Genomic DNA, 24271 nt, shown 5'->3' with positions numbered 1-24271 from the left:
CGTTCTCAGTGACGGGCGTCGTAATTGAGCAGGCTGCCGAGCAACGGCGGCAGCTGCTGCAGGTCATCGATGAACTGCACGAGCTTGCCGTACTCGTCGCGCAGCGACTGCTTCGCCGCCGGGCTGCAGCCGATGCCGAGGGTCAGCAGGCCGATGTTGCGCCGGCGGCAGAAGGCGATCGCCTCGGCGACGCCGCAGCCCCAGTTCGAGGCGCCGTCGGTGATGTGGATGATGATGCGGCGGCGTGCAGCGCTGCGCGTCGACAGCGCGGTCGCGATGATCGCTTCGCCGGAGGCCGTCTTGCCTTGCGGCAGCACGGTGTGCATGCGACCGCCGCGGAACAGCTCCGAGATCCGGCAGGCGCCGCGGGCCTCGTTGTAGGCGAACAGCCGCGCGTTCTTCGCGTAGGCCTGAATCGCCATGAACAGGGTCTGGAACATCGTCTCGGCGCGCGACCACCTCGCTGGATCGGCCATCGATCCGGTCGCGTCGACGAGCAGCACGACGTCGTTGCGCAGGTCGTATTCGTTCTTCTTTTCCTGGAACACCGTGCCCGTCGTGTGCGCGCGGTAGAGGCGCCGGCTGTGGATCTTGCCCGAGGTCAGCCCGCGGTTGAAGGCGCTGGTGCGCTGCGCGGCGTGGCGCACGACGTGTTCGAGCTTGCGCCTCAGGGCCGTGTCGACGAGGTCCTTCGCCGGCATCAGGATGTCGCTGCCTTCGACGCGGACGACGCCTTCGGCATTCATGACGTTGTCGAGCACCTGCTCGGTGAGGTCGCGGTTCTTCGTCGGCAGCGCGCGCTCGATCAGCTTCGCGTAGCTGACGATGGTCGCCTTGACCGCCTTGCGCTCGGCATCTTCGGTGGCGATGTTTTCGTCGTATTCGGAAGGCATCATGAAGCGGTCGCCGCTGTCGCCGATCCAGAAGCGTATGCGCGGCAGCAGGGTCTTCCACAGGGCCAGGTAGTGCTCGACGCGGAACTCGACGCGTTCGGCGATGCCGGTGATCGCCGGGCACTGCGTGCGCAGCGCCGGGACGAGAGTCGCAAGCTGCTCGAAGGGCGCCTGATAGAACTTGTCGAATGCGGCGCGATCGAGCAGGTCCTCGAGCCACGGATCGAGCCATCGCGTCCGGTAGCGATCCGGGTCGCGGTCGGTGGCGAAGACCCACCACAGGTGCAGCACCTCGGACAGCGTCGGCGGCGACAGCAGCCGGCGCGCATTGTTCTCGACGCGCCAGCGCCGGGCGATTTCCGCGTAGTGTCCGAGCACGCTGCGGTTCGCGAGGTTGTCGACGTAGACGCTCTCGCACAGGTCGAGGAACAGCCCGAACTTGTATGCGTATTGCGGCGGAGGCTGGAGGCGGGCGAGGGCGAGCTCGCGCACGCGCGCGCTCCATTCTGTGCGCAGATAGGCCTGGTGGACGGTCAGCCCGACCACCAGGTCGGTGCGCGCCGCCGGCACCGGGTAGCAGCCGAGGATCGGTGACGGATCGATCGCGATCGTGGCGTCGTCCTGTGCCATGCCGGACCACACGACCTCGCCCGCATTGCGACCGACGAATGCGGCGACCTTGCGCAGCGCGTGCAGCAGCTTCGCGAGCTCGAGCGGTTCGACCGGCGACTTGTCGCGGCGCCAGAACTCGGAATAACCGTCGGCGTCGGGAATGACGAAGCGTTCGATGACGGGCGTGGCGGGAGCCGGGGGCATCGCTGGTGTCCTGTGCGCGGGAGGGGCGGGCGGTGTCGGGGGACGGTCAGCGCGGCGTGAACAGCACGTACTCGGTCGTGCCACGCTCGGTCTTGCCGAGCTCCACGTGCAGCGACAGCAGCACGGATTCGAGGGTCTCGCGGTCCGTCTGCAGGCTCGCCGCAATCGCCTCGCGCAGGCTGCCGCCGGCCGCGATCATCTCGCCGATCATCAACGTCTTGCGTGTGGACACCTCGACGCCGAGCTCCGGGCTCGCGCGCAGGCTGTTGACGACGCCGATGATCTCCTCGGCCTGCGCGATCGTGACGCCGGTCTTTTTCTGCAGCACCTCCCGTTCCACGTCGTTGGGCAGGAAATCCATCGCGGTGACGTAGAAGCGGTCGCGCAGCGCCGGGTCGAGCAGCTCGGTACCGACGAATTCGTCACCCTCGTTGAGGGTGGCGAAGAACACCACGCCGTCGGCGACCTTCAGCAGGCCGAGCTCGTCCATCCATACCTGGCGATCGTCCGAGAGGATCGAAAACAGCATGTTGAGCGCCTTCGGGTGCTCGGGCCGGTTGATCTCCTCGAGATGGATCACGCAGCCCGGCGTCTGGATCGCCTGCGGAAACAGGAACTGCTTGTAGCGGGTTTCGCCGTTCTCGAGCGCGTATTCGCCGAAGAGCTGCCCCGGTTCGGACAACAGGCCGATCTGGAAGGTCGCCAGCGGCAGGTGATGCACCGCGGCGTACTGCCGCACCAGGGACGATTTGCCGCAGCCTTGCTTGCCGATGACCAGCACATTGACCGGGTGCTTCTGCGAGATCCGCTGGATGCGGTTGAGCAGGCTCAGGGTTTCGGTATTCAGGTAGTAATAGGGGTCGGCTGCGGGAACGTGCACGCTGTTTAGGAGTCCGCTGTTCTTCATCATGGTGTCTTGGCTGCTGGGAGGTGGAGAGGTCCGCTACACGTCGCTTGCCGGTGTGGGGGAATGGCCGGCGGGAGGCGGGGGCTCCCGCCGGCCATCCCGTTACCGTGGTGCCGCTCGCATCACACGTGGTCGCGGAAGCTCAGTTCGCCTTCCTCGTGACGGCTGCAGGTCATGTGCTCGACGTCGCGGATCCAGCGTTTCCACACGCCGCCCATCGCATGGCGGTTAACGGTGCATTGGCCGCGCAGCGGATCGGTCGGATCGGGCGTTTGCCATTTGCACTTGCGGCAGGGGCGGGCGGTGTTCTCTTCCCAGTGCACCTGGGTATGCGGTGTTGCGCTCATGATCGATATCCAAAATTAAATATGTCAATCAACTCGGGAGGCCGCCGATGAGCCGGGAGAGAGATATCCTCCTCCCGGCTCACGTTGTCAGAGTTCGACGTTCAGGAACTCCAGATCCTGTGCGTTGAAATTCTGCTCGTTGCGGGCAATGATCGTGTTCTGGCCGTAGGTCGGGATGTCCACGAAGCGGGCACTGAAGCCGGATACGCGCACGATCAGGTCCTGGTGCTTTTCCGGCTCGCGCTGCGCGGCCTTCATCTCCTCGGTGCTGACCACGTTGAACTGCACGTGGTCGATGTTGAGGTCGTGCCAGGTGTCCATGTAGGCGTGCCAGATGTCGAAGCCGTGCTTGCTGCGCATGATCGGCACCGACAGACGCTGGTTGAGCAGATTGGCCTTCTGGTTCTTCTGCACCTTGGACACCGAGCGCAGCACGGCGGTCGGCCCCTTCTTGTCGGTGCCCGAATACGGAGAAATGCCGCCGTCGTCAGCCGCCTCGCCGCCGAAGCGCCCGTCCGGAGTGGGGCCGGTGCGCGAGCCGACTTCCATGTAGAGGCCGACCGCCTGCCCCGTAGGCTTCACCGGACCGCCCGAGTAGTTGATGTTCTTCATCATCTCGCCGCCGAGGATTTCCTCGTAGAAGCGGCTGATCAGCACGTCTGCGTCGTCGTCGTCATTGCCCCACTTCGGCGCATTCTTGAAGTCGCGGCGCATCTCCTCGTAGCCTTCCCAGTTCGCCTGGAGGGCGTCCATGAGCTGGGCCATGGTGTACTTCTTCTCGTCGTAGATGAGCTTCTTGATCGCGACGAGCGAGTTGCCTGCGACGATGGAGGTGATCGGGTTATGCCAGCCATTGGGCTGTTCCGACAGGGCGTTCGCGTCCATGCCCAGTTCCATGCAGCCGTCGTCGAGTGCGGAGACGAAAGGCATCTGCAGGAAACGGCACTCCATGGTTCGCGAGACATCCTTGCAACGGATCGCCAGCGCAATCGCGTACTGATACTGCTTGCGGAAGGCTTCCCAGAGCTGGTCGAAAGTCGCGAAATCCTTCGCGTAGCCGGTTTCCGGCCCCATCTGCATGTCGGCATACGACCAGTCGTAACCGTTGTTGAGGGTGATTTCGAGAAGCTTCGCCGGGAAGATCGCGCTACCGCCCTCGGATCGGGTCTTCTGCGCCTTGCGCCGGCCGGCCAGCCCCGGCGCCATGCACAGCACGTTGACCCAGTAGTGCGCTTCTTCCGGTGTTGCACCGTTGCCGTTGCGGCTGTATTTGGCCATCTCGAGCATCTGCTGCACACCGAGCTCGTTGTGCTTGATCGAAGGATAGCCGAGCCCGTCGCGGATGCACTCGAAAACCCAGCGCAAGGTCTTGGCGCGATTCTTCTTCGAGTAGCGGAACACGATCGATGGCTCCGTCGTGCGGATGCGCTTGGTCGCCTCGAGGATGGCGTCGGTCATGTCGTTGCAGGCGTCCGAGCCGTCGCCGTTGGTGCCGCCCAGGGTCAGGATGAAGAGGTCGTTTGAGCCGGGGAAGATCTCGCGGTAGGCGCGCGACTTGCCGGCGCCGTGCTCGGAGACCTTCAGTCGTTCCATCTCGATCAGTTCGACCGCATCCTTGTGCTCCATCGGCTGGAAAGTCTTGTCGATCACGCTCGCCTTGTAGTACGGCCACAGCAGCGAGTCTTCCTTTTGCGCGAAGCCGCTCGCATAGCGTTCGATCGCGTGGCAGATCAGGAAGGTGAACCATTTCGACTGCATCGCGTCCTTCAGGCCGCGTGCCGGCTCGGCGGGCATGCGCTGGCAGATGTCGGCGATTTCGAGCAGCTCGGCCTTGCGTTTCGGGTCGGTTTCGAAGTGTTCGGCGACGATCTTGCACAGGCGTGCGTGACGGCGTGCCCAGGCGATGACCGCTTTGCAGGCGATCACCATTGCTTTCCAGTTGTCGATCTTGTCGATCCATTCGAGACCGCTGGGAGCGTGCCAGGGGAATTTTTCCATTTCCGCACGGGCATGCTCGATTTTCTCTTCGGCCAGCGCGATCCGCGCCTGCAAACCGTCTTCGAGCACCGTCTCGTACGGCGGAATCACGCTGTTGTAGCCGGTTGCGAAAACCGGCCCTTCGATCGTACTGACCTGGTAGCCGCGGTGCAGGTCGACCGGGTCGAAATACGGCTCGCAGCGGGCCTGCAGGCTGAACGGCTTCCAGTAATCGACGATCTCCTGGGCTTCCTTGGCCGGTTGCGGCGAATATTTGCTCTTCAGATAGTCCTGCACTGCCATGTAGGACAGTTCCGGATAGAGCGGAAACATGTTCGGGTCTTCGGCGTGGTAGCCGACGATGAATTCGTCGGTCTGCAGAACGAGCGTGCTTTTGTCGAGGATGTTCTTCAATCCGTGCGCGCGACGGATCGGCTCCGGCTCTCCTCTCGTGGCCCAGTGCGACTCCGTGAGCAGGCGCATGCGCTCGATCCCGGCGGTGACGCCCTTCTCGCAGAACTCGCCCGCCGCGGCATGTTTCCAGCGGCAGCGCGCCTTCAGCCGGCGGGTGCGCTCGGTAGACGGATTTTGCAGATGTTCGTGCAGTTCATCGGCCGGGATCTCGGCTTCGCGCGGATTTTCGGGGGCGAACTGAACGACTTTCCCCTTGTATTCCAACGTCTGTACATCGCTCATTGCTGTCTCCTACCTTGTTCTGTCGTATGGTTCTGTTCAGCGCTTGTGGAACGCGCCGCAACACTGGTCGTTTTCGAAGACGGGCTTGGACAGCCAGTACCTGCCCTTTTCATCGTCCTTCTGGGTCACGCAGTCCCCCTTCGATTTTTCGAAATCGTCCGCGTCCTCTGGAATTGAAAAAAAGAAAGCACAGTCCTTGCAGGTCGTCATTTGATTTCCTCCTTATGCTGGGTCAGTGGTGCACTTCCAGGGCGATATCCCCGGTGAGTTCGTTCTTGCCATTGGCGATGCCCACGATGCCGCCGATGGTGACGGCAAGCCCCCGGGCCTTCAGTGCCTGCGCCAGTGGCACGATCTTTTCGGCAGGCGTCTCGTCCACGCCGCTGTACTGATAACTGCCGGCCCGGCCGAGAAACGTGTATTTGCCCTCGCCGTAGCAGTGGAAATTGAGCAGATCGATTCCGCTGATCGCCGCTGCATGCTTGCCGAGATACTCGGCGTAAGCGTCGATATCGGCGTGCGAGTCGTTAAAGCCGGGAATCACCGGGATATGAATGCGGACCTTTGCCCCGGCGGCGAACAGGGTTTCGAGATTCGCGAGAATCGGGGCAAGTGGCCAGCCGATGACATCGAGATGCTTGTGCGCGTCGAGCGTCTTCAGATCCACGATGAAGAGGTCGACGATGCCGATCATCGATTCGACGACTTTTCCTTGCTTTGGAAAGCATGAGGTTTCGATCGCGACGTGAACCCCGCGGGCGTGCAATTCACTGGCGAGTTGCCGTGTGAAATCGGGAAAGTAGAGGGGGTCGCCGCCGCTGATCGTGACGCCGCCGCCGCTGTTGCGGTAGAACGCCGAATCGGATAGCGCCTCGCGCAGGATTTCATCGACGCTCATGTGCTGGCCGACGATGGCGCGGGCTTCGGTCAGGCAGGCAGCGACGCAACGCATGCATCGCTGACAGTTCGTGCGGTCGATCTGGACGATCGTGCGGCCGTCCGAATTGCGCACGAGGCGGGACGTTTCGGCGGGACAGACGGCTACACAGCGACCGCAGCCGACACAGCGATCCGGATAAAAATAGAATTCCTGCCGTGCGTCTTGGGTCTCCGGGTTGTGACACCAGGGGCAGCGCAGTGGGCAACCTTTCAGGAAGATGGTCGTCCTGATCCCAGGGCCGTCCTGAAGGCTGAACCTCTGTATTTCGGTAATAAGAGGAATTTTCACTGCGGCCTCAATATTGAATGTGAGTCGAGGTGGCGGCCGGATCGATCGCCGGCAGTCGCTGCTTCGTAGCGATGCCCATGGGACTAAATTAGGCCGTGCAGGATCGTGCAGCAATTGGTGTGAACACCTAACCATAGGGGGCGGTCCCTAGGGTATCTCGTCACGCAAGCGCTGCCGGGTATAACAGTTAAGTGGATGATTTTATGGAGTGTTTATCTGGTGCGACGGGCTGTTGGAAAGCTGCGGCAGGGCCGGAGCCGGCCGCAGGGAGGGCGGCCCGATTTCCTTGCCGAACGGGAGTCCCGCCGGGCCGCGAAACGCATGCTTGTTGCTGGCGGGACGGCGGCGGCGAATGATCCACTCCGTCAGTGCCATATCCGGTCTGCAGCGGTCGGCGCATGGTCGTTCAAACGGTGATATCGCACGGCTGAAGCCTGAGCGAACGAGATTTCAACGTTCAGGCGATCGAGCGCTCACGACCGCTGATGACGAGCTTGGCACGAAAACGGGCGTGGTCATTACCGCACTCCATGAATCTTGCGCGCCTGGTAACTTTCCGTGCTACGCGGCGGGCCGGCAGGGGCTACTTCCCGGCAGGGGCTGCCGGCCACAGTCGCTGCAATGACTGCTGCCGCGCATGACGAAGTGCATTAGATCGCCGGTAGATTTGAGCCCGAGCTTGCTGATGATGCGTCCGCGATGCGCTTCAACGGTCTTGTAACTGATTCCGAGCAGCTTGGCGATTTCCTTGCTGCTGCTTCCGGCAACGACCTTGTCCAGAATTTCCATTTCCCGTTGCGACAGGGTGGCAAGAAGGTCGAGGTGCTTCTGTTTTTCATTCTGCTTGTCCGCCATCTCCCGGTTCAGGGCAAGGGCGGCGTTTACTGCGTCGAGCAGGTCCTGGTTCCGGTACGGTTTCTGGAGAAAATCGAATGCACCTTTCTTTACCGCCTGGGCGCCCATCTGGGCGTCGCCGTAAGCCGAAAGGAAAATGATCGGCAGCTTGAAGCCTCTTTCCGACAGCGCCTGCTGCAATTGCAGACCGCTGACGTTCTGCATTCTGACATCCAGGACCACGCAGCCATGGGTGCATGAGATGTCGGCATCGAGAAAATCCTTCGCAGATTCGAATGTCCGGACATCCAGTGAGATCGAATTGAGGAGCCAGGTCAGCGAATCCCTGACGGACGCTTCGTCGTCCACGACAAAAACAGTCGATGCATTTCCGGTTTTAGTGGCTTGCATGAGTGCCTCCTTCTCGTGCTGATGGTTTCGCCATTTCTCGGATATTGTGAATATCTCTCATATCGGCAGTGTGAACTGGAATTTCGATCCGCGTTCTCCGGTTTTCGAAAAAGAGAGCTCTCCGCCATGCGATTCGATGATCGACCGGCAAATCGTGAGACCAATTCCGAGCCCGTCCGGTTTGGTCGTGAAGTAAGGTTCGAAAGCGCGTTTTTCTGCTCGCTTCTCGACTCCGACCCCATGGTCCTGGACGAATATTTTCATCGATCTTCCGTCTGTGGAGATTTCATTTCCGATGGTCAGTATGCGTGACTCCGGCTCCATTTCAGACATTGCCTCAATGCCATTTTTCACCAGATTGAACAGGACCTGTTGAATCTCGATCTTGCACAGGGGGACGGCTGGGGGAGAGGGTATCAGCTGCAGATTTACGGTAACGTTGTGCCGGTGGACGTCGAAGCTGAGAAAGGAGAGAGTGTCCTGAATGACTTCGTTGATATTCTCCGGCGTCCTTTCCGGCGTGTGCTTGCAGACGAAATCCTTGACCCGCCGCAGGATTTCACCGGCCTGATCGAGATGCGTGATCGCCAGGCCGAGCGATTGAGATATCTCCGCGGCTCCTCTGATGTGCTCGAGCCGGAGGCGGCAGCCTTGCAGGTAGTTGAGTGCGGAAACGAGGGGCTGGCCCATCTGGTGTGCCAGCGCTGCAGCCATTCCGGCCATTGCATTGATGCGCCCGAGGCGGGTGAGCTCCGCGTGGCGCAGCCTTTCCAGTTCCTCGATCCGTTTACGGTAGGTGATGTCGGTGAAGGCGGCCACGACCATTTTTTGCCCCTTCAGCTCAAGCAGAGATGAACTGACGCTCAGCCAGCGCTGCTTCCGACTTTCTTCTTCACGCATGCCGATTTCGATGTTCTTGATCGAATCCTTTTGAACGTCGTGAATCCGCCAGGGCAGTCTTTTTCTTGCGACTTTTGTCCCGTCGCTGAGGAAGAAGCGCTGTGGCAGTTGTTGCCAGGTGATGGGCGGCTTCTCGGGTGTCCCCACCAGTTCGGTGAACTGGCGGTTGGCTTCGAGGATCCGGCCCTCGTTGTCGGTAATCGATATTCCGATTGGAAGCATGTGGAACAGCTTCTCGTATTTTTCCCTGTGCTCATTGGCGACTTCTTCGGCCAGCTTGCGTGTCGCGACTTCCTGCTCGAGTTTGTTGACATGCTTGTGTAGCTCGAGCGTCCGCTGGTGGACCAGGATTTCCAGCTTCTCGACGCTGGCCTTCAGGTCGTCTTCCGTGCGCTTGTGTTCGGATATGTCCTGAACAACCCAGATCGAACCGAGACGAGGGTTGGATGAATCGAGCAGGGAGCCGGTGACGATGCACCATATGACCGACCCGTCTTTGCGGATGATCGGGCGCTCGTCCTTGAACGTGTCGTGGCGCTCGAAGAAATGACCATAGTTTTCCCCGATGGTCCGAAATGATTCGTCGGTTGGATAAAGCAGCCGTACCGATTTGTTGTCGAGCTCACCTCTTGCGTATCCGAACAATTCCTCGAACCGGGTATTGCAGCGAACGAACGCACGATTGCGCAGATGGCAAATCGCTAGTGGCGTGTTGCGGAAGATGACTTCGTAGCCGGTGGCGGGATCGTTCCCGTGATCCGCTTCCATTTCCGTTTCGGTTGATGCAATTGCGTTTCCACTCACGGAGTCTGTCTCCTCTGCCTCTGTGCCGCGTTTGTTCATGATCACCAGACCCTGCTGTGCTGCGGACGCCCGGGCAGCCCGGATTTTTGCGAAAACCTGCATTCTTCCGCGGCCGAGTCCGGAATCGGGCATGGACATGGGGCTGCCCCTAAGTGTTCGAGTGTTAGCACCAATTGCCGGCTTCCTGCAAGGCCCTTAGCTTACATCCATGGGCGCATGGCTGAGCGGTCCCGGAAAATGATCGCCTGAAGTCGCTTCGGAGCGTCACGGGATGGCTGGAGCGTGATCCACGGGGCGACAAACATAATCAGAACATCTCAACTGAACGGTCGTTCAGTGTGAGGATAACACCAGGAGGAAGCATGGAGGCAAGAAGTAAGCTGGAGCGGCGCCATTGCGGTAGCAGGGCGGCGGGAAAGGGGCTTGCAGCGTTCGTGGTCGGCGTCCTCGGCATGGGCGGCATGCTTATTCCCGAGGCCCATGCGTTCAAGGTCGACACGGGCAACCCCGACCTATCGGTACGCTGGGACAACACGCTCAAGTACAACGCCAGCTGGCGCGTCGAGGAGCAGGACGGCCACGGCCCCGCCTCGGATGCGGGGGCGCAGATCAACACTAACGACGGCGACCGCAATTTCAGCCGCGGCCTGATTTCGAACCGGGTCGACCTGCTCTCCGAATTCGATCTGCGCTACCGCAACAACATGGGTTTCCGCGTCAGCGGCGCCGCCTGGTACGACCAGGTGTACAACGAATCGAACGACCGCAGCCAACGCTACGCTTGGTCGCTCAACCAGCGCTCGGCCGATTTCGACGAATTCACCACCGCCACCGAAAAGCTCCACGGGCGCAAGGCGGAGTTCCTCGACGCCTTCGTCTATGGCCGCACCGAGATCGCCGGCAAGGGCCTGAACCTGAAGGCGGGGCGCTTCACCCAGCTCTACGGCGAGACCCTGTTCTTCGGCGCCAACGGCATCGCCGGCGCCCAGACCCCGCTCGATCTGGCCCGTGCGCTGTCAGTGCCGAACTCGCAGTTCAAGGAAGTCGCGCGCCCGGTCGGCCAGGTCTCGGCGCAGCTGCAACTCAGCGCCGACGTCTCGATCGGCGCCTACTACCAGTACGAATGGCGCGACTCACGCCTGCCGGGAGCGGGCAGCTATTTCGCCTTCGCCGACTTCCCCGGCGCCGGCGGCGAGTTCCTGTACGGACCGTTCGGCCCCAACGGCACGCTGCGCCGGGGCGATGACCTCGATGCCAAGGACTCCGGCCAGGGCGGCGTGCAGGTCAAGTTCCGTGCCGGCGACACCGAGTACGGGCTGTACGCCGCCCAGTTCCACGACAAGCTGCCGCAGTTCTACATCCGCCCCGGGGTGAACGCCGATCCGGGCCGCGGCGTCGATGGCGACTATGTCCTCGTCTATGCGGAGAACATCCGCACGATCGGCGCCAGCTTTGCCACCCTGGTGGGGGAGACGAACGTCTCGGGCGAACTGTCGTTCCGCGAAAACCAGCCGCTGGTGGGTACCGGCAACGTCCTCCTCGGCCTGGGCGGGGCGGACAACGATGACGATGCGACCTTCCCGAAAGGCAAAACGATGCATCTGAGCCTGTCGGCGATCAGCGTCCTGCCGGCCAATGCGCTGTGGGAAGGGGCCTCTTTCGTCGGCGAGTTCGCCTACAACCGGGTGCTCAGCGTCACCGACAACCGCGCCGCGCTCGACCCGAACGCCACCCGCGAAGCCAGCGCGATCCAGTTCGTGTTCACGCCGGAATATTTCCAGGTCGTCCCCGGGCTCGATCTGCAGGTGCCGATCGGCGTCAACTACGGCCTGGCCGGACGCTCCTCGGTCAATGGCGTGCTGTTCCCGTCGGAGAACGGCGGCAGCCTGAGCATCGGGGTGAAGGCCGACTACCGCAAGACCTGGCAGGGCGGGCTGAACTACACCCACTACGTCGGCTCCTCGGGTTCGATCGTCAATCCGGCCGGCGAGCTGTCCTATGACAATTTCCACGGCGACCGCGACTTCGTATCGCTCACGATCCAGCGCACGTTCTGATTCTTATAAAACGACCGAGGAGATCAATATGTTCACGTTTAAAAAGACCTTGCTGTGCGTCTCCATCCTGGCGCTGAGCGCCGGCATGCAGAGCACGATGGCTGCGGTGAGCGCGGACGAAGCGGCCAAGCTCAAAACCTGGCTGACGCCGCTCGGCGGCGAAAAAGCCGGCAACAAGGACGGGACGATTCCGGCGTGGACCGGGGGCCAGACCGGCCCGGTCGCGGGGCCGAAAGTGGGCGACATTCCGGTGAACCTCTTCCCGAATGAAAAGCCGGTCCTGCAAATCACTGCGTCCAATATGGCCCAACATGCGGACAAGCTTTCCGAGGGCACACAGGCGCTGCTCAAGAAATACCCGGACACGTTCCGTGTCGACGTTTATCCGACCCATCGCACGGCGACGGTGCCGGAGCACGTGGCCGCAAACACGTTCAAGAATGCGACCAGCTGCAAGACGATCGAAGGTGGTAATTCGATCGAGGGCTGTTTCGGCGGCCTCCCGTTCCCGATCCCGCAGACCGGCGTGGAGGTGGTCTGGAATTACCTGCTGCGGGTCGAACCCGAATCGAAGGAGTTTGGGTTCAAGAACATTGTCGGCTCCTCGGATGGCAATCACACCCTGGCCACCCGCAACGACATGTTCTTCCAGCAACCCTACTACTACAAAGATGGGTCGTGGGAGACGTGGTCGAAGGACGGGAAGGGCGAATACACCATGTTTCGTTTCAGTACTACGGCACCATCCTTCAAAATGGGCGAGTCGCTGGTCATTCGCGACGGCATCGATCCCAAAACCCCGCGCCAAGCCTGGCAGTATCTGGTCGGCCAGCGCCGCGTGCGCCGCGCCCCGACCGTTGCCTACGACACGCCGGACTTCGTTGCCTCGGGCGCGAACTATTTCGACGAGGTGGAAGGTTTCTACGGTCATCCTGACCGCTACGAATGGAAGCTGGTCGGCAAGCGGGAGATGTACGTTCCCTATAACAACAATGAACTGATCACGGCCACGGTTTCCGAAGCCTACGACAAGTTCCATCTGAACCCCGCCAAGGTGCGCTGGGAGTTGCACCGGGTGTGGGAAGTCGAAGCCACGGTGGTTGCAGGCAGGCGCCATGCGGTGCCGAAGCGCAAGTATTACTTCGATGAGGATACGGCGCTGTTGGTCTTGATGGACGGCTACGACGCCGAAGGCAAGCTGTGGCGCACCTCGCAGATGCCGAACTTCTTCGTGCCCGCCGTTCCAGCATTACTGGTCCAACAGGTGACGGTATTCAACCTGCAGGCCGGCACGATGAGCACGGTGCAGGGGTTGAACGACGAAACCTACCGTGTCGTGCCGCGCAAGCCCGAGACCTTCTTCACCGGGGATGCCGTCGCCGCCGACGCAGCACGCTGATCTCGCCCGGCGGCGGGACCGCCGCCGGAGGGGCTGCCGGGCTGCGGGCAGGCCCTCCGCTTTTCAGACCCGGTTTTTTGTTGTTGAACGACGTTCCGTCCACGGCACCGACCCGCGGGGTCTTCTGCTGCGCGACGGAGCGCGAATGAGAGTAGGCCACATGGTTCTGAACATTGCGCTGCGGCCCCTGGTGGCGGCCACCCTTTTGAGCTTGATCTGCCCGCTGGCGACGGCCGCGGCGACGACCGGCCAGCCGGTGCCGGACCTGCTGGAGCTGCCGGCCCGTGCCGATGTGCGCGCCACCAGCACGGATGGTTCTGAACATTGCGCTGCGGCCCCTGGTGGCGGCCACCCTTTTGAGCTTGATCTGCCCGCTGGCAACGGCCGCGACGGCCGCTGCTGCAGCAGCCGCGGCGACGGCGACCGGCCAGCCGGTGCCGGACCTGATGGAGCTGCCGGCCCGTGCCGATGTGCGCGCCACCAGCACGGTCCAGCTGGCGGTGACCCGGGCGGGCGAGCGGCTGGTGTCGGTGGGCGCGCGCGGCACCGTGCTGCTGTCGGACGACGGCGGAGCGAGCTGGCGCCAGGCGCGCGCGGTGCCCGCGAGCGTGGCGCTCACCGACGTCTGCTTCGTCGACGAGCAGCTGGGCTGGGCGGTCGGCCACAGCGGCATCGTGCTCCATTCGCGCGATGGGGGCGAAACCTGGGTGCGCCAGCTCGACGGCCGCCAGGGCGCGCAGGCGGCGCTGGACGAAGCCCAGGCGCTCGCAGCGGCAGGCTCGGACGGGGCCGAGCGGCGCCTGCGCGAGGCCCAGGCGATGGTCGAGGACGGCCCGGACAAGCCGCTCTTGAGCGTGCATTTCATCGATGCGCGCCGCGGCTGGGCGGTGGGCGCCTACGGCCTGGCGCTCACCACCGACGATGGCGGCCAGTCCTGGCAGGCCTTCATCGCACGCCTGCCCAATCCGCGCGGCAAGCACCTGTATCAGGTCCGCGCCGACGGCGCCCGCCTGCTCATCGCCGGCGAGCAGGGCGCGCTGTTCCGCTCGGACGATGGCGGAGCGTCGTTTGCCGAAGTGCACACGCCCTACCCGGGCACCTTCTTCGGCGCCCTCGCGCTCGGGCCGGACACGCTGCTCGCCTACGGCCTGCGGGGCAATGTCTGGCGCAGCGGCGACGGGGGCGCGAACTGGGCGCAGATCGCCCTCGACCAGGAAATCACCCTCACCAGCGGCCTGCGCCTGGCCGACGGCACCGTCGTGCTCGCCGACGAGAGCGGGCGCCTGCTGCGCAGCGACGACCAAGGGCGCAGCTTTCGCGCGCTCGAGGCCCAGGCCCCCAACGCGGTCACCGCCCTGGTGCAGATCGAGGACGGCGCCCTGGTGCTGTCCGGCGCACGCGGTCTGAACCGCGTCGATGCAGCTCAACTCGTCGTTACGGAACGCAAATAATGGCTGTCGCACATTCCCTTCCGGCCGAAGCGGTGATCGCCAACCTGGCCGACTTCGATGCACGTTCGGGTTCGCTGGCCGAGCGCGTGCTGTTCAACAACCGCCTGCTGATCGTCCTGCTGTGCCTGCTGGCCACGCTGGTGCTCGGCTACCAGGCGCTCGGGCTCAAGTTGAACGCCGCGTTCGACAAGATGATCCCGACCAGCCACCCGTACGTCGTGAACTTCCTCGACAACCGCAGCCAGCTCGCGGGCATGGGCAACAGCCTGCGCATCGCCGTGGCGGTCACCGAAGGGGACATCTTCGACGAAGAGTACCTCGACACCGTGCGCAAGCTCAGCGACGAGCTGTTCCTGCTGCCCGGCGTCGACCGCCCCTACATGAAATCCTTGTGGGCGCCCGCGGTGCGCTGGACCGGCGTCACCGAGGAAGGGCTCGACGGCGGCCCGGTGATCCCGGACGACTACGACGGCTCGCCCGCATCGATCGAGCAGGTGCGGGTCAATGTCGAGCGCTCGGGCGAGATCGGCCAGCTGGTCGCGGCCAACTACCAGTCGAGCATCATTCTGGTGCCGCTGCAGGACAAGATCGCCGAGACCGGCGAGCGGATCGACTACCACGCGCTCTCCCAGCGCATCGAGGAATTGCGCGCGAAATACGAGTCGGACACGATCCGGATCCACGTCACCGGCTTCGCCAAGGTGGTGGGCGATCTGATCGAGGGCCTGCTGCAGGTGATGGTGTTCTTCGCCGTGGCGATCGTCATCTGCACCGCGGTGCTGTACTGGTACACCCGCTGCCTGCGCAGCACGCTCCTGGTGGTGGCGTGCTCGGTGGTGGCCGTGGTGTGGCTGCTGGGCCTGTTGCCCACGCTCGGTTACGAGCTCGACCCCTACTCGGTGCTGGTGCCCTTTCTCGTCTTCGCCATCGGCATGAGCCACGGCGCGCAGAAGATGAACGGCATCATGCAGGATATCGGCCGCGGCACGCACAGCCTGGTGGCCGCGCGCTACACCTTCCGCCGTCTGTTCCTGGCCGGGATGACCGCGCTCCTGGCCGATGCGGTGGGCTTTGCGGTGCTGATGGTGATCGACATCCAGGTCATCCAGGATCTGGCGGTGACCGCCAGCATCGGGGTGGCGGTGCTGATCTTCACCAACCTCGTGCTGCTGCCGATCCTGCTCTCGTACACCGGGGTGAGCCCGGTGGCGGCCCAGCGCAGCCTGAAGGCCGAGCTCATGGAGGCCAGCGGCACGCATGCCAAGCATCCGTTCTGGGCCTTCCTCGATCTCTTCACCCAGCGCAAGTGGGCCCGCATCGCGGTGCTGGCGGGGCTGGTGATGGGGGCGCTCGGACTCGCGGTGAGCTTTCAGCTCAAGATCGGCGACACCGACCCGGGTGCGCCCGAGCTGCGCCCGGACTCGCGCTACAACCGCGACAACGCCTTCATGACCGCCAACTACGCCGCGAGCAGCGACGTGTACATCGTCATGGTGCGCACGCCGCAATACGCCTGCGGCCAGTACGACACGCTGATGGCGGTCGATGCGCTCGAGCGCGAGCTGCAGCAGCTGCCCGGGGTGGAGGCGACCAGCTCGCTGGCCGGGCTGGCCAAGGTGTCCAACGCGGGCATGAACGAGGGCAGCCTGAAGTGGTTCGAGATCCCGCGCTCGCAGGACATGTTGAACGCGATCATCACCCGCGCCCCGCGCGAGATGTTCAACCAGAACTGCGACCTGCTCACCGTCTATGCCTACCTGAAGGATCACAAGGCCGACACGCTCGCCAGCGTCGTGAATGTGGTCGAAGCGTTCGCCGCGCGCCACGGCACCGAGGAGGTGCGCTTTCTGAACGCGGCGGGCAACGCCGGCATCGAGGCCGCGACCAACATCGTGGTGCGAAAGGCCAACGTGCAGATGCTGTTCCTGGTCTATGCGGCGGTGATCGTGCTCGCGTTCATCACCTTCCGCTCGTGGCGGGCGGTGGTGTGTGCGGTGGTGCCGCTGATGATCACCTCGGTGCTGTGCGAGGCGCTGATGGTGTGGCTCAACATCGGGGTCAAGGTCGCCACCTTGCCGGTGATCGCGCTCGGGGTGGGGATCGGCGTCGATTACGCGCTCTACGTGATGACGGTCACGCTCGCCCGCCTCAAGGAAGGCATGAGCCTGTCCGAAGCCTATTACAAGGCGCTCACCTTCACCGGCAAGGTGGTGGTGCTCACCGGCATCACCCTGGGCCTGGCCGTGGCCACCTGGGCCTGGTCGCCGATCAAGTTCCAGGCCGACATGGGCATTCTGCTCGCCTTCATGTTCATCTGGAACATGCTCGGCGCACTGATCCTGCTGCCGGCGTTGGGGCATTTCCTGCTGCGGCCGAAAAAAGCCGCGCAGGGCTGGAACATGCTCGGCGCACTGATCCTGCTGCCCGCGCTCGGGCATTTCCTGCTGCGGCCGAAACAGGTCGCGCAGCAAGACCGTGCAGACCTTGCCGACGTGGCCGATGCGCGGACCGCAGGGTATGCGGCTCCCGCCGCGGCGCGCTCGCCCGCAAGCCCCGAGCTCGAGCAACGCGAGCCGGTGGAGAGCGCTGCCGCGGTTCTCCAAGAATCCACGATTTGATCCCCCTGGAGCTGGATGTGTTTCGTCACTTACTTTGTCCGATCGATGGCTCGCCTCTTTCCTGCGGTGCCGTCGACAAGGCCGTGGCGCTCGCGCGCGAGATTGGCGCCGAGCTCACGTTCTTCTATGCCAAATCCGATCCCGGCAGCTTGCTTCACGGCGAATCGGAGTTGTCGCGGGTGATGGATCCCGAGGGCTACGCCGCACGTGCCGAAGCGCATGCAAGGTCGATTCTGTCCGAGGCGCTGGCGGCGGCGGAGGGCGTCCGCTGCCAGGCGATCGCGGTGAGTGCGGGCGAACCCTACGAAGCAATCATCGCAACGGCCGAACAGAAATGCTGTGACCTGATTGTGATGGCCTCGCACGGGTATCGGGGGGTAAAGGGGCTGTTGCTCGGATCGCAGACCCAAAAGGTTCTGCTCCATTCCAAGCTTCCGGTCCTCGTTTATCGCTGAACCGTAGGCGCTCCGGCCCGGCCGCCAAAAATACGCTGAGCGCGAAGTTCGCCGTGCTGAAGAGCGGCGGATCGGCCGCCCCCGGTCGCCGGGCGCAAGAAAAACACTCTGGAGCAAGCATGAAGATCCTGATCCCTGTCAAACGCGTGGTCGACTACAACGTCAAGGTGCGCGTGAAGGCCGACGGCAGCGGCGTGGACATCGCCAACGTCAAGATGAGCATGAACCCGTTCGACGAGATCGCGGTGGAAGAGGCGGTGCGGCTGAAGGAAGCCGGCGTGGCGAGCGAAGTGGTGGCGGTCACCTGCGGTATCGGCGCGTGCCAGGAGACCCTGCGCGCGGCGATGGCGATCGGTGCCGACCGCGGCATCCTGGTGGAAACGGACGTCGAGCTGCAGCCGCTGGCGGTGGCCAAGCTGCTGAAGGCGGTGTGCGACAAGGAAGCGCCGAACCTGGTGATCTGCGGCAAGCAGGCGATCGACGACGACGCCAACCAGACCGGGCAGATGCTGGCGGCGCTGGCGGGCTGGCCGCAGGCGACCTTCGCCTCGAAGCTGGTGCTCGAAGGCGGCCGTGCGCAGGTGACGCGCGAGATCGACGGCGGGCTGGAAACCCTGTCGGTGAGCCTGCCGGCGGTGGTCAGCACCGACCTGCGCCTCAATGAGCCGCGCTACGCCACTCTCCCCAACATCATGAAGGCGAAGAAAAAGCCGCTCGACACGGTCAAGCCGGCCGATCTCGGCGTCGATGTGGTGCCGCGCCTCACCACGCTGAAAGTATCCGAGCCGCCCAAGCGCAGCGCGGGCGAGCGCGTCGCCGACGTCGCGCAGCTGGTCGACAAACTGAAGAACGTAGCGAAGGTGATCTGAGATGACGACCCCCATATTTGCGGCTGGCGCCGCTACATTGCCCCCCAAGGGGGCGGACACCCTCCTTGGGGCGGCCCGGCGGAGGATGTCATGACCATTCTCGTCATTGCCGAACACGACAACCATTCGATCAAGGCCGCCACCCTCAACACCGTGAGCGCGGCGGCGAAGCTGGGCACGCTGCTGGCAGCGGACATCCACGTCCTGGTGGCCGGTGCCGGCTGCGGCGCGGCGGCCGAAGCGGCGGCGAAGATCGCCGGCGTGGCCAAGGTGCGGGTGTGCGATGCGCCGCACTACGAGGCGCAGACCGCGGAGAACGTCGCCGAGCTGGTGCAGGGGCTGGCCGGCGACTACAGCCACGTCCTCGTGCCGGCCACCTCGGCGGGCAAGAACATGCTGCCGCGGGTGGCGGCGCTGCTCGACGTTGCCCAGATCAGCGACATCGTCGCGATCGAATCGGCCGACACCTTCGTGCGTCCGATCTACGCCGGCAACGCGCTGGCCACGGTGAAGAGCGCCGATGCGATCAAGCTCATCACCGTGCGCACCACCGCGTTCGATGCCGCGGGCGAGGGGAGTGCCGCCCCGATCGAGGCGGTCGCCGCTGCAGCCGACCTGGGCGTTGCCGCCCTGGTCGGGCGCGAGATCACCAAGAGCGCCCGCCCCGAGCTGGGAGCGGCGAAGATCATCGTCTCCGGCGGTCGCGGCCTGGGCAGCGGCGAGAACTACCACAAGCTCCTCGAGCCGCTCGCCGACAAGCTCGGTGCCGCGCTCGGCGCCAGCCGCGCCGCGGTCGATGCCGGCTACGTGCCCAACGACTACCAGGTCGGCCAGACCGGCAAGATCGTCGCGCCGCAGCTCTATATCGCGGTCGGCATTTCGGGCGCGATCCAGCACCTGGCCGGGATGAAGGATTCGAAGGTGATCGTGGCGATCAACAAGGACCCCGAAGCGCCGATCTTCCAGGTCGCCGACTACGGCCTGGTCGGCGACCTGTTCGAAACCGTTCCCGAACTGGCGGCAGCGATTGCACGGTAGCCCGGGGGCGGGGTGCCTGAAGCTGTAAGTTCATGAAGTGTCATCCGGCGGCGCTTGCCACTCCTTCTCCTCCCGCGCCGCCATTTTTGGCCGGTTCATCGGATTGACCGGTGAACCGGCCGCTTTCTCTGTTGTGCAACCAGCATATTTGTCCGTCGTACCCGCGCTGCCCGCTCCCCAGGCTGCGCGGCCCTCGGCATGAAAGGAAACAGGCGATGCCATTGACGATAGGAATACCGACTGAAGTTGTAGTGGGCGAGCGCCGCCTGTGCGTGGTACCGGATGTGGTCCGAAAATATCGGGAGCTCGGCGCCCAGCTGCTGATGCAATCCGGCGCCGGCGTATCTGCCCATCTCGGTGACGACATGTTCGCCGACGTCCGTTTCGCCGCGAGTGCGGGCGAGGTGTTTGCGGCCGCCGATGTCGTACTGTGCGTGCAGCCTCCCCGCACGGAGTCCATTGCGGCGATGAAGCCAGGCAGCGTTCTACTGGGCCTGCTGCAGCCGTGGTCGAGCGAGGAGCGCGTCCGGCTGTTCATGGAGCGGGGCATCACCGCCTTCGCGATGGAGCTTCTGCCGCGCATCTCGCGCGCGCAGAGCATGGATATCCTGTCGAGTCAGGGGGCGGTCGCCGGCTACGAGTGCGCGCTGATCGCCGCCGACCATAGCCCGAAGTTCTTCCCGATGCTCACCTACGCGGCCGGTACGATCCGCCCGGCGAAGGTGCTCGTGATCGGCGCCGGAGTCGCGGGGCTGCAGGCGATCGCCACCGCGCGGCGTATCGGCGCGATGGTCGAGGCCTATGACGTGCGCCCCGAGACGCGCGAGCAGATCGAGTCGCTGGGGGCGAAGTTCATCGACACCGGGGTGGCGGCCGCGGGGGCCGGCGGCTATGCGCGGGAACTCACCGAAGAGGAAAAGGCGCAGCAGGCCGAGCGGCTGGCGAAGGCGATCGCACAGTGCGACGCGCTGATCACGACCGCGGCGATTCCAGGCCGGCGTGCCCCGCGCATCGTCACGGCGGCAATGCTCGCGCGCATGAAACCGGGCGCGGTCGTCGTCGATATGGCGGCCGAATCGGGCGGTAACGTCGAGGGCACGGTGGCGGGTGAGAAGGTGTGGATCGACGATGTGCTCGTGATCGGCCCCACACACATTGCGAGTCGCATGCCGATCCATGCCTCCGAGATGATCGCGAAGAACCTCTTCAACTTCATCGCCCCTTTCATCAAGGATGGTGCGCTCGCCCTCGACTGGGGCGACGAGGTGATTGCAGGCAGCTGTCTGACCCATAACGGCGAAGTGCGCCACGCCGGCGTGCGCCAGGCGCTGGGACTGACCCCGGAACAGGAGGAGGTGTAAATGGAAGGCATTGCAGCGCTCTATATTTTCATGCTGGCCGCGTTCACCGGTTACGAGGTGATCTCGCGGGTGCCGGTGATCCTGCACACGCCCTTGATGAGCGGTTCGAACTTCGTCCACGGCGTCGTGCTCGTCGGCGCGATGGTCGTGCTCGGGCACGCCGACCCGGACGAGCCGGTGCAACTGGCGATCGGTTTCGTCGCGGTGTTTCTCGGCGCGGCCAATGCCGCCGGTGGCTACGTGGTGACCGAGCGCATGCTCGCGATGTTCAAGCCGGGCGGCAACAAGGCCGGAGGTGCACGATGAGCACGCCGATCCAGTTCGTCTATTTCGTCGTCGCCGTCGTCTTCATCCTCGGCCTGAAGGCGATGAGTTCGCCGGTCACCGCGCGCAAGGGCGTGGTGTGGGCGGGCTACGCGATGATCGCAGCCACGCTCGTCACCTTTCTTACCCCCGGCATGCAGAACGTCGGACTGATGGTCGCCGCCATCGCTACCGGCGGTGCGCTGGCGTGGTGGAGCGGAAAGACGGTCAGGATGACCGACATGCCGCAAATGGTCGCGATCTATAACGGCATGGGCGGCGGGGCCGCAGCCGCGATCGCGGCGCTCGAGTTCGCGCGCGGCGGGGCGCATGGTGCGCTGGCCTCGACGCTCGCGGTGCTCGGCGCGCTGATCGGTGCGGTGGCCTTTTCCGGCTCGTGCGTCGCGTTCGCCAAGCTGCAGGGGCTGATGACCCGAGCCTGGCGGCTGCCGGCGCAGAATGCGGTCAATGTCGTCCTTGCCGGCCTGGCCGTCGTGCTCGGCGCTTCCATCGTCCTCGGCGGTGCCGCTGCGCCGGCAACGGTGATCGCATTCTTCGTCGTTGCGCTTGCCCTGGGGGCCATTCTTACCATGCCGATCGGCGGCGCCGACATGCCGGTGGTGATCTCGCTGCTGAATGCCTTCACCGGGCTGGCGGTCGGCTTCGAAGGCTTCGTGCTCGGCAACCCGGCGCTGATCGTCGCCGGCATCGTCGTGGGGGCGTCCGGCACGCTGCTCACCCAGCTGATGGCGAAGGCGATGAACCGCCCGATCCGGAATGTCATCTTCACCCCGATCACGGGTGCAGCGGCGGGCGGCGGTGCCGCGATCGAGGGGGCGATCAAGGAGCTGTCGGCCCTGGACGGCGCCTCGGTGATGCGGTACGCATCGAAAGTGGTGATCGTGCCGGGCTACGGCATGGCGGTCGCCGGCGCGCAGCACAAGGTGTGGGAAATGGCACAGCTGCTGGAGGAGGGCGGGGTCGAGGTAGTGTTCGCGATCCATCCGGTCGCCGGCCGCATGCCGGGCCACATGAATGTGCTGCTTGCGGAAGCGGGTGTGCCCTACGACAAGATCTTCGACCTCGAGGAGATCAACGCCGATTTCCCGCAGGCCGACGTGGCCCTGGTGATCGGCGCCAACGACGTGGTCAATCCGGTCGCGCGCACGGACAAGTCGAGTCCGATCTACGGCATGCCGATCCTCAACGTCGACATGGCGCAGAACGTGATCGTGGTCAAACGCGGTCAGGGTGCGGGCTACTCCGGAATCGAGAATGCATTGTTCTTCAAGGACAACTGCCGCATGCTGTACGGCAGTGCGCAGCAGATCATCGGCGAGGTCATCACCCACGTGAAGGCGCTGGAGGCCTGAGCAAGGGGGCTTGGCACTCGCATTTGTGGAGACCGCAGCATGACAATCTTGCTCCGTGCCATCCAGGCCGACATCACCACCCTCGCCGTCGATGCCATCGTCAACGCCGCGAACACCTCCCTGCTCGGCGGTGGCGGGGTCGATGGGGCGATCCACCGCGCCGCGGGGCCGGAGCTGCTCGCCGCCTGCCGCCTCTTGGGCGGCTGCCCGACCGGGGAGGCGCGCCTGACGCCGGGTTTTCGCCTGCCGGCGCGCTTCGTGATCCACACCGTCGGTCCGGTGTGGCACGGTGGCGGTGGCGGGGAGGCCGCGCTGCTCGCTTCCTGCTACCGGCATGCGGTCGAGCTCGCGGTCGCCGCCGGGGTGCGCTCGCTCGCCTTTCCCGCGATCAGCACCGGCGTTTACGGCTACCCGGTCGAGGAGGCCGCGCGCATCGCGGTCGCTACCGTGCGCGCGGCGACGGCGGCGCAGGAGACGGTGCAGGAGGTGGTGTTCTGCTGCTTCTCGGCGGCCGACCTGCGGATCTACGAAGCCCTGCTCGGCGCCGCGGCGGCCTGAGTCGCGGCCGTTATTCGAACAGCGCGCCCACGCTCTGGCCGCTGTGGATGCGCTCGATCGCGGCGGCGAAGAGCGGGGCGACGTCGAGCACGGTGAGCTTGTCGAGGCGCTTTGCCGCTGACAGGTGGACGGTGTTGGTGACGACGATGGAGTCGAGCGCGGCCTCGCCCAGGCGTTCGATCGCCGGGCCGCACAGCACGCCGTGGGTGGCGGCGGCATGGATGCTGCGCGCGCCGGCGGCGTGGAGGGTGGCGATCGAGGACAGCAGGGTGCCGCCGGTGGCGATCTCGTCTTCGAAGATCACCGCGTCGCGGCCGGCGACTTCGCCCACCACGTGGCCCTGCTTTACTGCAGTGTCCGATACCCGGCGCTTGTCGATGATCGCCAGCGGAATGCCGAGCGCCTCGGAGAAGCGCCCGGCGCGCTTGGCGCCGCCGGCGTCGGTGGCGACCGCGACCATCTGCGCCAGGTCGTGGCGGTTGCGGAAATGCTCGGCGATGATCGACACCGCGGTCAGGTGATCCACCGGCACGCTGAAGAAACCATGCACCTGATCGGCGTGCAGGTCCATGGTGAGCACGCGGTCGGCGCCGGCGGTGTGCAGCAGGTCGGCGATCAGCCGCCCGGTGATGGAGATCCGCGGCGCGTCCTTCTTGTCCGAGCGAGCGTAGGAGTAATAGGGGATCACCGCGGTGATGCGCTGCGCCGAAGCGCTGCGCAGCGCATCGAGCGTGATCAGCAGCTCCATGATGTGCTCGCTGACCGGCTCGGTGAACGACTGCACGACGAATACGTCGCGTTCGCGCACGTTTTCCCGCACCTGGACGCGCAGGTTGTCGTTGGAAAAGCGCGAGATGTCGAGCGCGCCCGGGCGCAGGCCGAGGCGCTGGCTGATGTCGCCGGCGAGTTCGCGGCTGGCGTTGCAGGCGAAGATCTGGAGTCCGTGCTTGATCATCGGTCGAGGCCTCCTGTCGTG

At 64.4% G+C, this 24271-nt stretch carries 20 protein-coding genes; 11 read left to right on the top strand and 9 right to left on the bottom strand.

What is annotated here, in order from left to right; translation table 11 throughout:
• Positions 1-5: 5 nt before the first annotated feature.
• From Tharo_RS15535 to tdiS, 8 genes are all read right to left on the bottom strand, one after another.
• The gene (locus Tharo_RS15535; RefSeq protein ID WP_107221983.1) at positions 6-1709 is read right to left on the bottom strand and encodes a vWA domain-containing protein; all 1704 of its coding nucleotides are present in this window, start codon (positions 1707-1709) and stop codon (positions 6-8) included.
• Positions 1710-1755: 46 nt separating this feature from the next.
• Positions 1756-2589, bottom strand: a complete 834-nt coding sequence (locus Tharo_RS15530; RefSeq protein ID WP_245880932.1) for an AAA family ATPase — start codon at positions 2587-2589, stop codon at positions 1756-1758.
• 149 nt (positions 2590-2738) lie between these two features.
• On the bottom strand, positions 2739-2963 hold the full coding sequence (bssB, locus tag Tharo_RS15525) for a benzylsuccinate synthase subunit beta (RefSeq protein ID WP_107221982.1): 225 nt from the start codon (positions 2961-2963) through the stop codon (positions 2739-2741).
• Between the two features lie 87 nt (positions 2964-3050).
• A complete protein-coding gene (bssA, locus tag Tharo_RS15520; protein WP_107221981.1) occupies positions 3051-5636 on the bottom strand; it encodes a benzylsuccinate synthase subunit alpha in 2586 nt (861 codons plus the stop codon).
• Positions 5637-5672: 36 nt separating this feature from the next.
• Positions 5673-5846: a benzylsuccinate synthase subunit gamma gene (gene bssC, locus Tharo_RS15515; RefSeq protein WP_075147767.1), complete on the bottom strand. Its 174-nt coding sequence runs from the start codon at positions 5844-5846 to the stop codon at positions 5673-5675.
• 22 nt (positions 5847-5868) lie between these two features.
• Positions 5869-6864 carry a [benzylsuccinate synthase]-activating enzyme gene (gene bssD / locus Tharo_RS15510; protein ID WP_107221980.1) on the bottom strand — a complete coding sequence of 332 codons (996 nt, stop codon included), beginning with the start codon at positions 6862-6864 and terminating at the stop codon, positions 5869-5871.
• 561 nt (positions 6865-7425) lie between these two features.
• Positions 7426-8109: a two-component system response regulator TdiR gene (gene tdiR, locus Tharo_RS15505; protein WP_107221979.1), complete on the bottom strand. Its 684-nt coding sequence runs from the start codon at positions 8107-8109 to the stop codon at positions 7426-7428.
• 57 nt (positions 8110-8166) lie between these two features.
• Positions 8167-9813, bottom strand: coding sequence for a two-component system sensor histidine kinase TdiS (gene tdiS, locus Tharo_RS15500; RefSeq protein ID WP_309485591.1), 1647 nt, complete (start codon positions 9811-9813; stop codon positions 8167-8169).
• Between the two features lie 362 nt (positions 9814-10175).
• Between tdiS and Tharo_RS15495 the strand changes: the two genes are divergently transcribed.
• The 11 genes from Tharo_RS15495 (at position 10176) to Tharo_RS15445 (ending at position 23295) form a co-directional block, all read left to right on the top strand.
• On the top strand, positions 10176-11870 hold the full coding sequence (locus Tharo_RS15495) for a DUF1302 domain-containing protein (protein WP_342749564.1): 1695 nt from the start codon (positions 10176-10178) through the stop codon (positions 11868-11870).
• Positions 11871-11898: 28 nt separating this feature from the next.
• Positions 11899-13269, top strand: coding sequence for a DUF1329 domain-containing protein (locus tag Tharo_RS15490; protein ID WP_107221977.1), 1371 nt, complete (start codon positions 11899-11901; stop codon positions 13267-13269).
• 311 nt (positions 13270-13580) lie between these two features.
• Positions 13581-14720 (top strand): WD40/YVTN/BNR-like repeat-containing protein, encoded by a 1140-nt coding sequence (locus tag Tharo_RS15485; protein ID WP_107221976.1) that lies wholly within the window; start codon positions 13581-13583, stop codon positions 14718-14720.
• Complete coding sequence (locus tag Tharo_RS15480) at positions 14720-17338, top strand: efflux RND transporter permease subunit (RefSeq protein WP_245880931.1); 2619 nt, start codon at positions 14720-14722, stop codon at positions 17336-17338. The genes Tharo_RS15485 and Tharo_RS15480 overlap by 1 nt, the downstream gene beginning before the upstream one ends.
• Positions 17335-17793 (top strand): universal stress protein, encoded by a 459-nt coding sequence (locus Tharo_RS15475; RefSeq protein ID WP_342749563.1) that lies wholly within the window; start codon positions 17335-17337, stop codon positions 17791-17793. The genes Tharo_RS15480 and Tharo_RS15475 overlap by 4 nt, the downstream gene beginning before the upstream one ends.
• Before the next feature lie 119 nt (positions 17794-17912).
• Complete coding sequence (locus Tharo_RS15470; protein ID WP_107221975.1) at positions 17913-18662, top strand: electron transfer flavoprotein subunit beta/FixA family protein; 750 nt, start codon at positions 17913-17915, stop codon at positions 18660-18662.
• Positions 18663-18752: 90 nt separating this feature from the next.
• On the top strand, positions 18753-19700 hold the full coding sequence (locus Tharo_RS15465; protein ID WP_107221974.1) for an electron transfer flavoprotein subunit alpha/FixB family protein: 948 nt from the start codon (positions 18753-18755) through the stop codon (positions 19698-19700).
• Between the two features lie 215 nt (positions 19701-19915).
• The gene (locus Tharo_RS15460) at positions 19916-21061 is read left to right on the top strand and encodes an NAD(P) transhydrogenase subunit alpha (protein ID WP_107221973.1); all 1146 of its coding nucleotides are present in this window, start codon (positions 19916-19918) and stop codon (positions 21059-21061) included.
• On the top strand, positions 21062-21367 hold the full coding sequence (locus Tharo_RS15455; RefSeq protein ID WP_107221972.1) for an NAD(P) transhydrogenase subunit alpha part 2: 306 nt from the start codon (positions 21062-21064) through the stop codon (positions 21365-21367).
• Entirely contained in the window at positions 21364-22737 is a 1374-nt protein-coding gene (locus Tharo_RS15450) for an NAD(P)(+) transhydrogenase (Re/Si-specific) subunit beta (protein ID WP_107221971.1), read from the top strand. Before Tharo_RS15455 ends, Tharo_RS15450 begins: the two co-directional genes overlap by 4 nt.
• Before the next feature lie 39 nt (positions 22738-22776).
• Positions 22777-23295 (top strand): O-acetyl-ADP-ribose deacetylase, encoded by a 519-nt coding sequence (locus tag Tharo_RS15445; protein ID WP_107221970.1) that lies wholly within the window; start codon positions 22777-22779, stop codon positions 23293-23295.
• A gap of 10 nt (positions 23296-23305) precedes the next feature.
• Here the strand turns inward: Tharo_RS15445 and Tharo_RS15440 are convergent, their stop codons facing one another.
• Positions 23306-24250: a ribose-phosphate diphosphokinase gene (locus tag Tharo_RS15440; protein ID WP_107221969.1), complete on the bottom strand. Its 945-nt coding sequence runs from the start codon at positions 24248-24250 to the stop codon at positions 23306-23308.
• Positions 24251-24271: the final 21 nt, after the last annotated feature.

This window comes from Thauera aromatica K172, assembly GCF_003030465.1.
In the GTDB taxonomy this organism is placed as follows: Bacteria; Pseudomonadota; Gammaproteobacteria; order Burkholderiales; family Rhodocyclaceae; genus Thauera; species Thauera aromatica.
The sequence above is the reverse complement of the archived record's forward strand: the minus strand, read 5'-3'. Positions and strand labels throughout refer to the sequence as shown.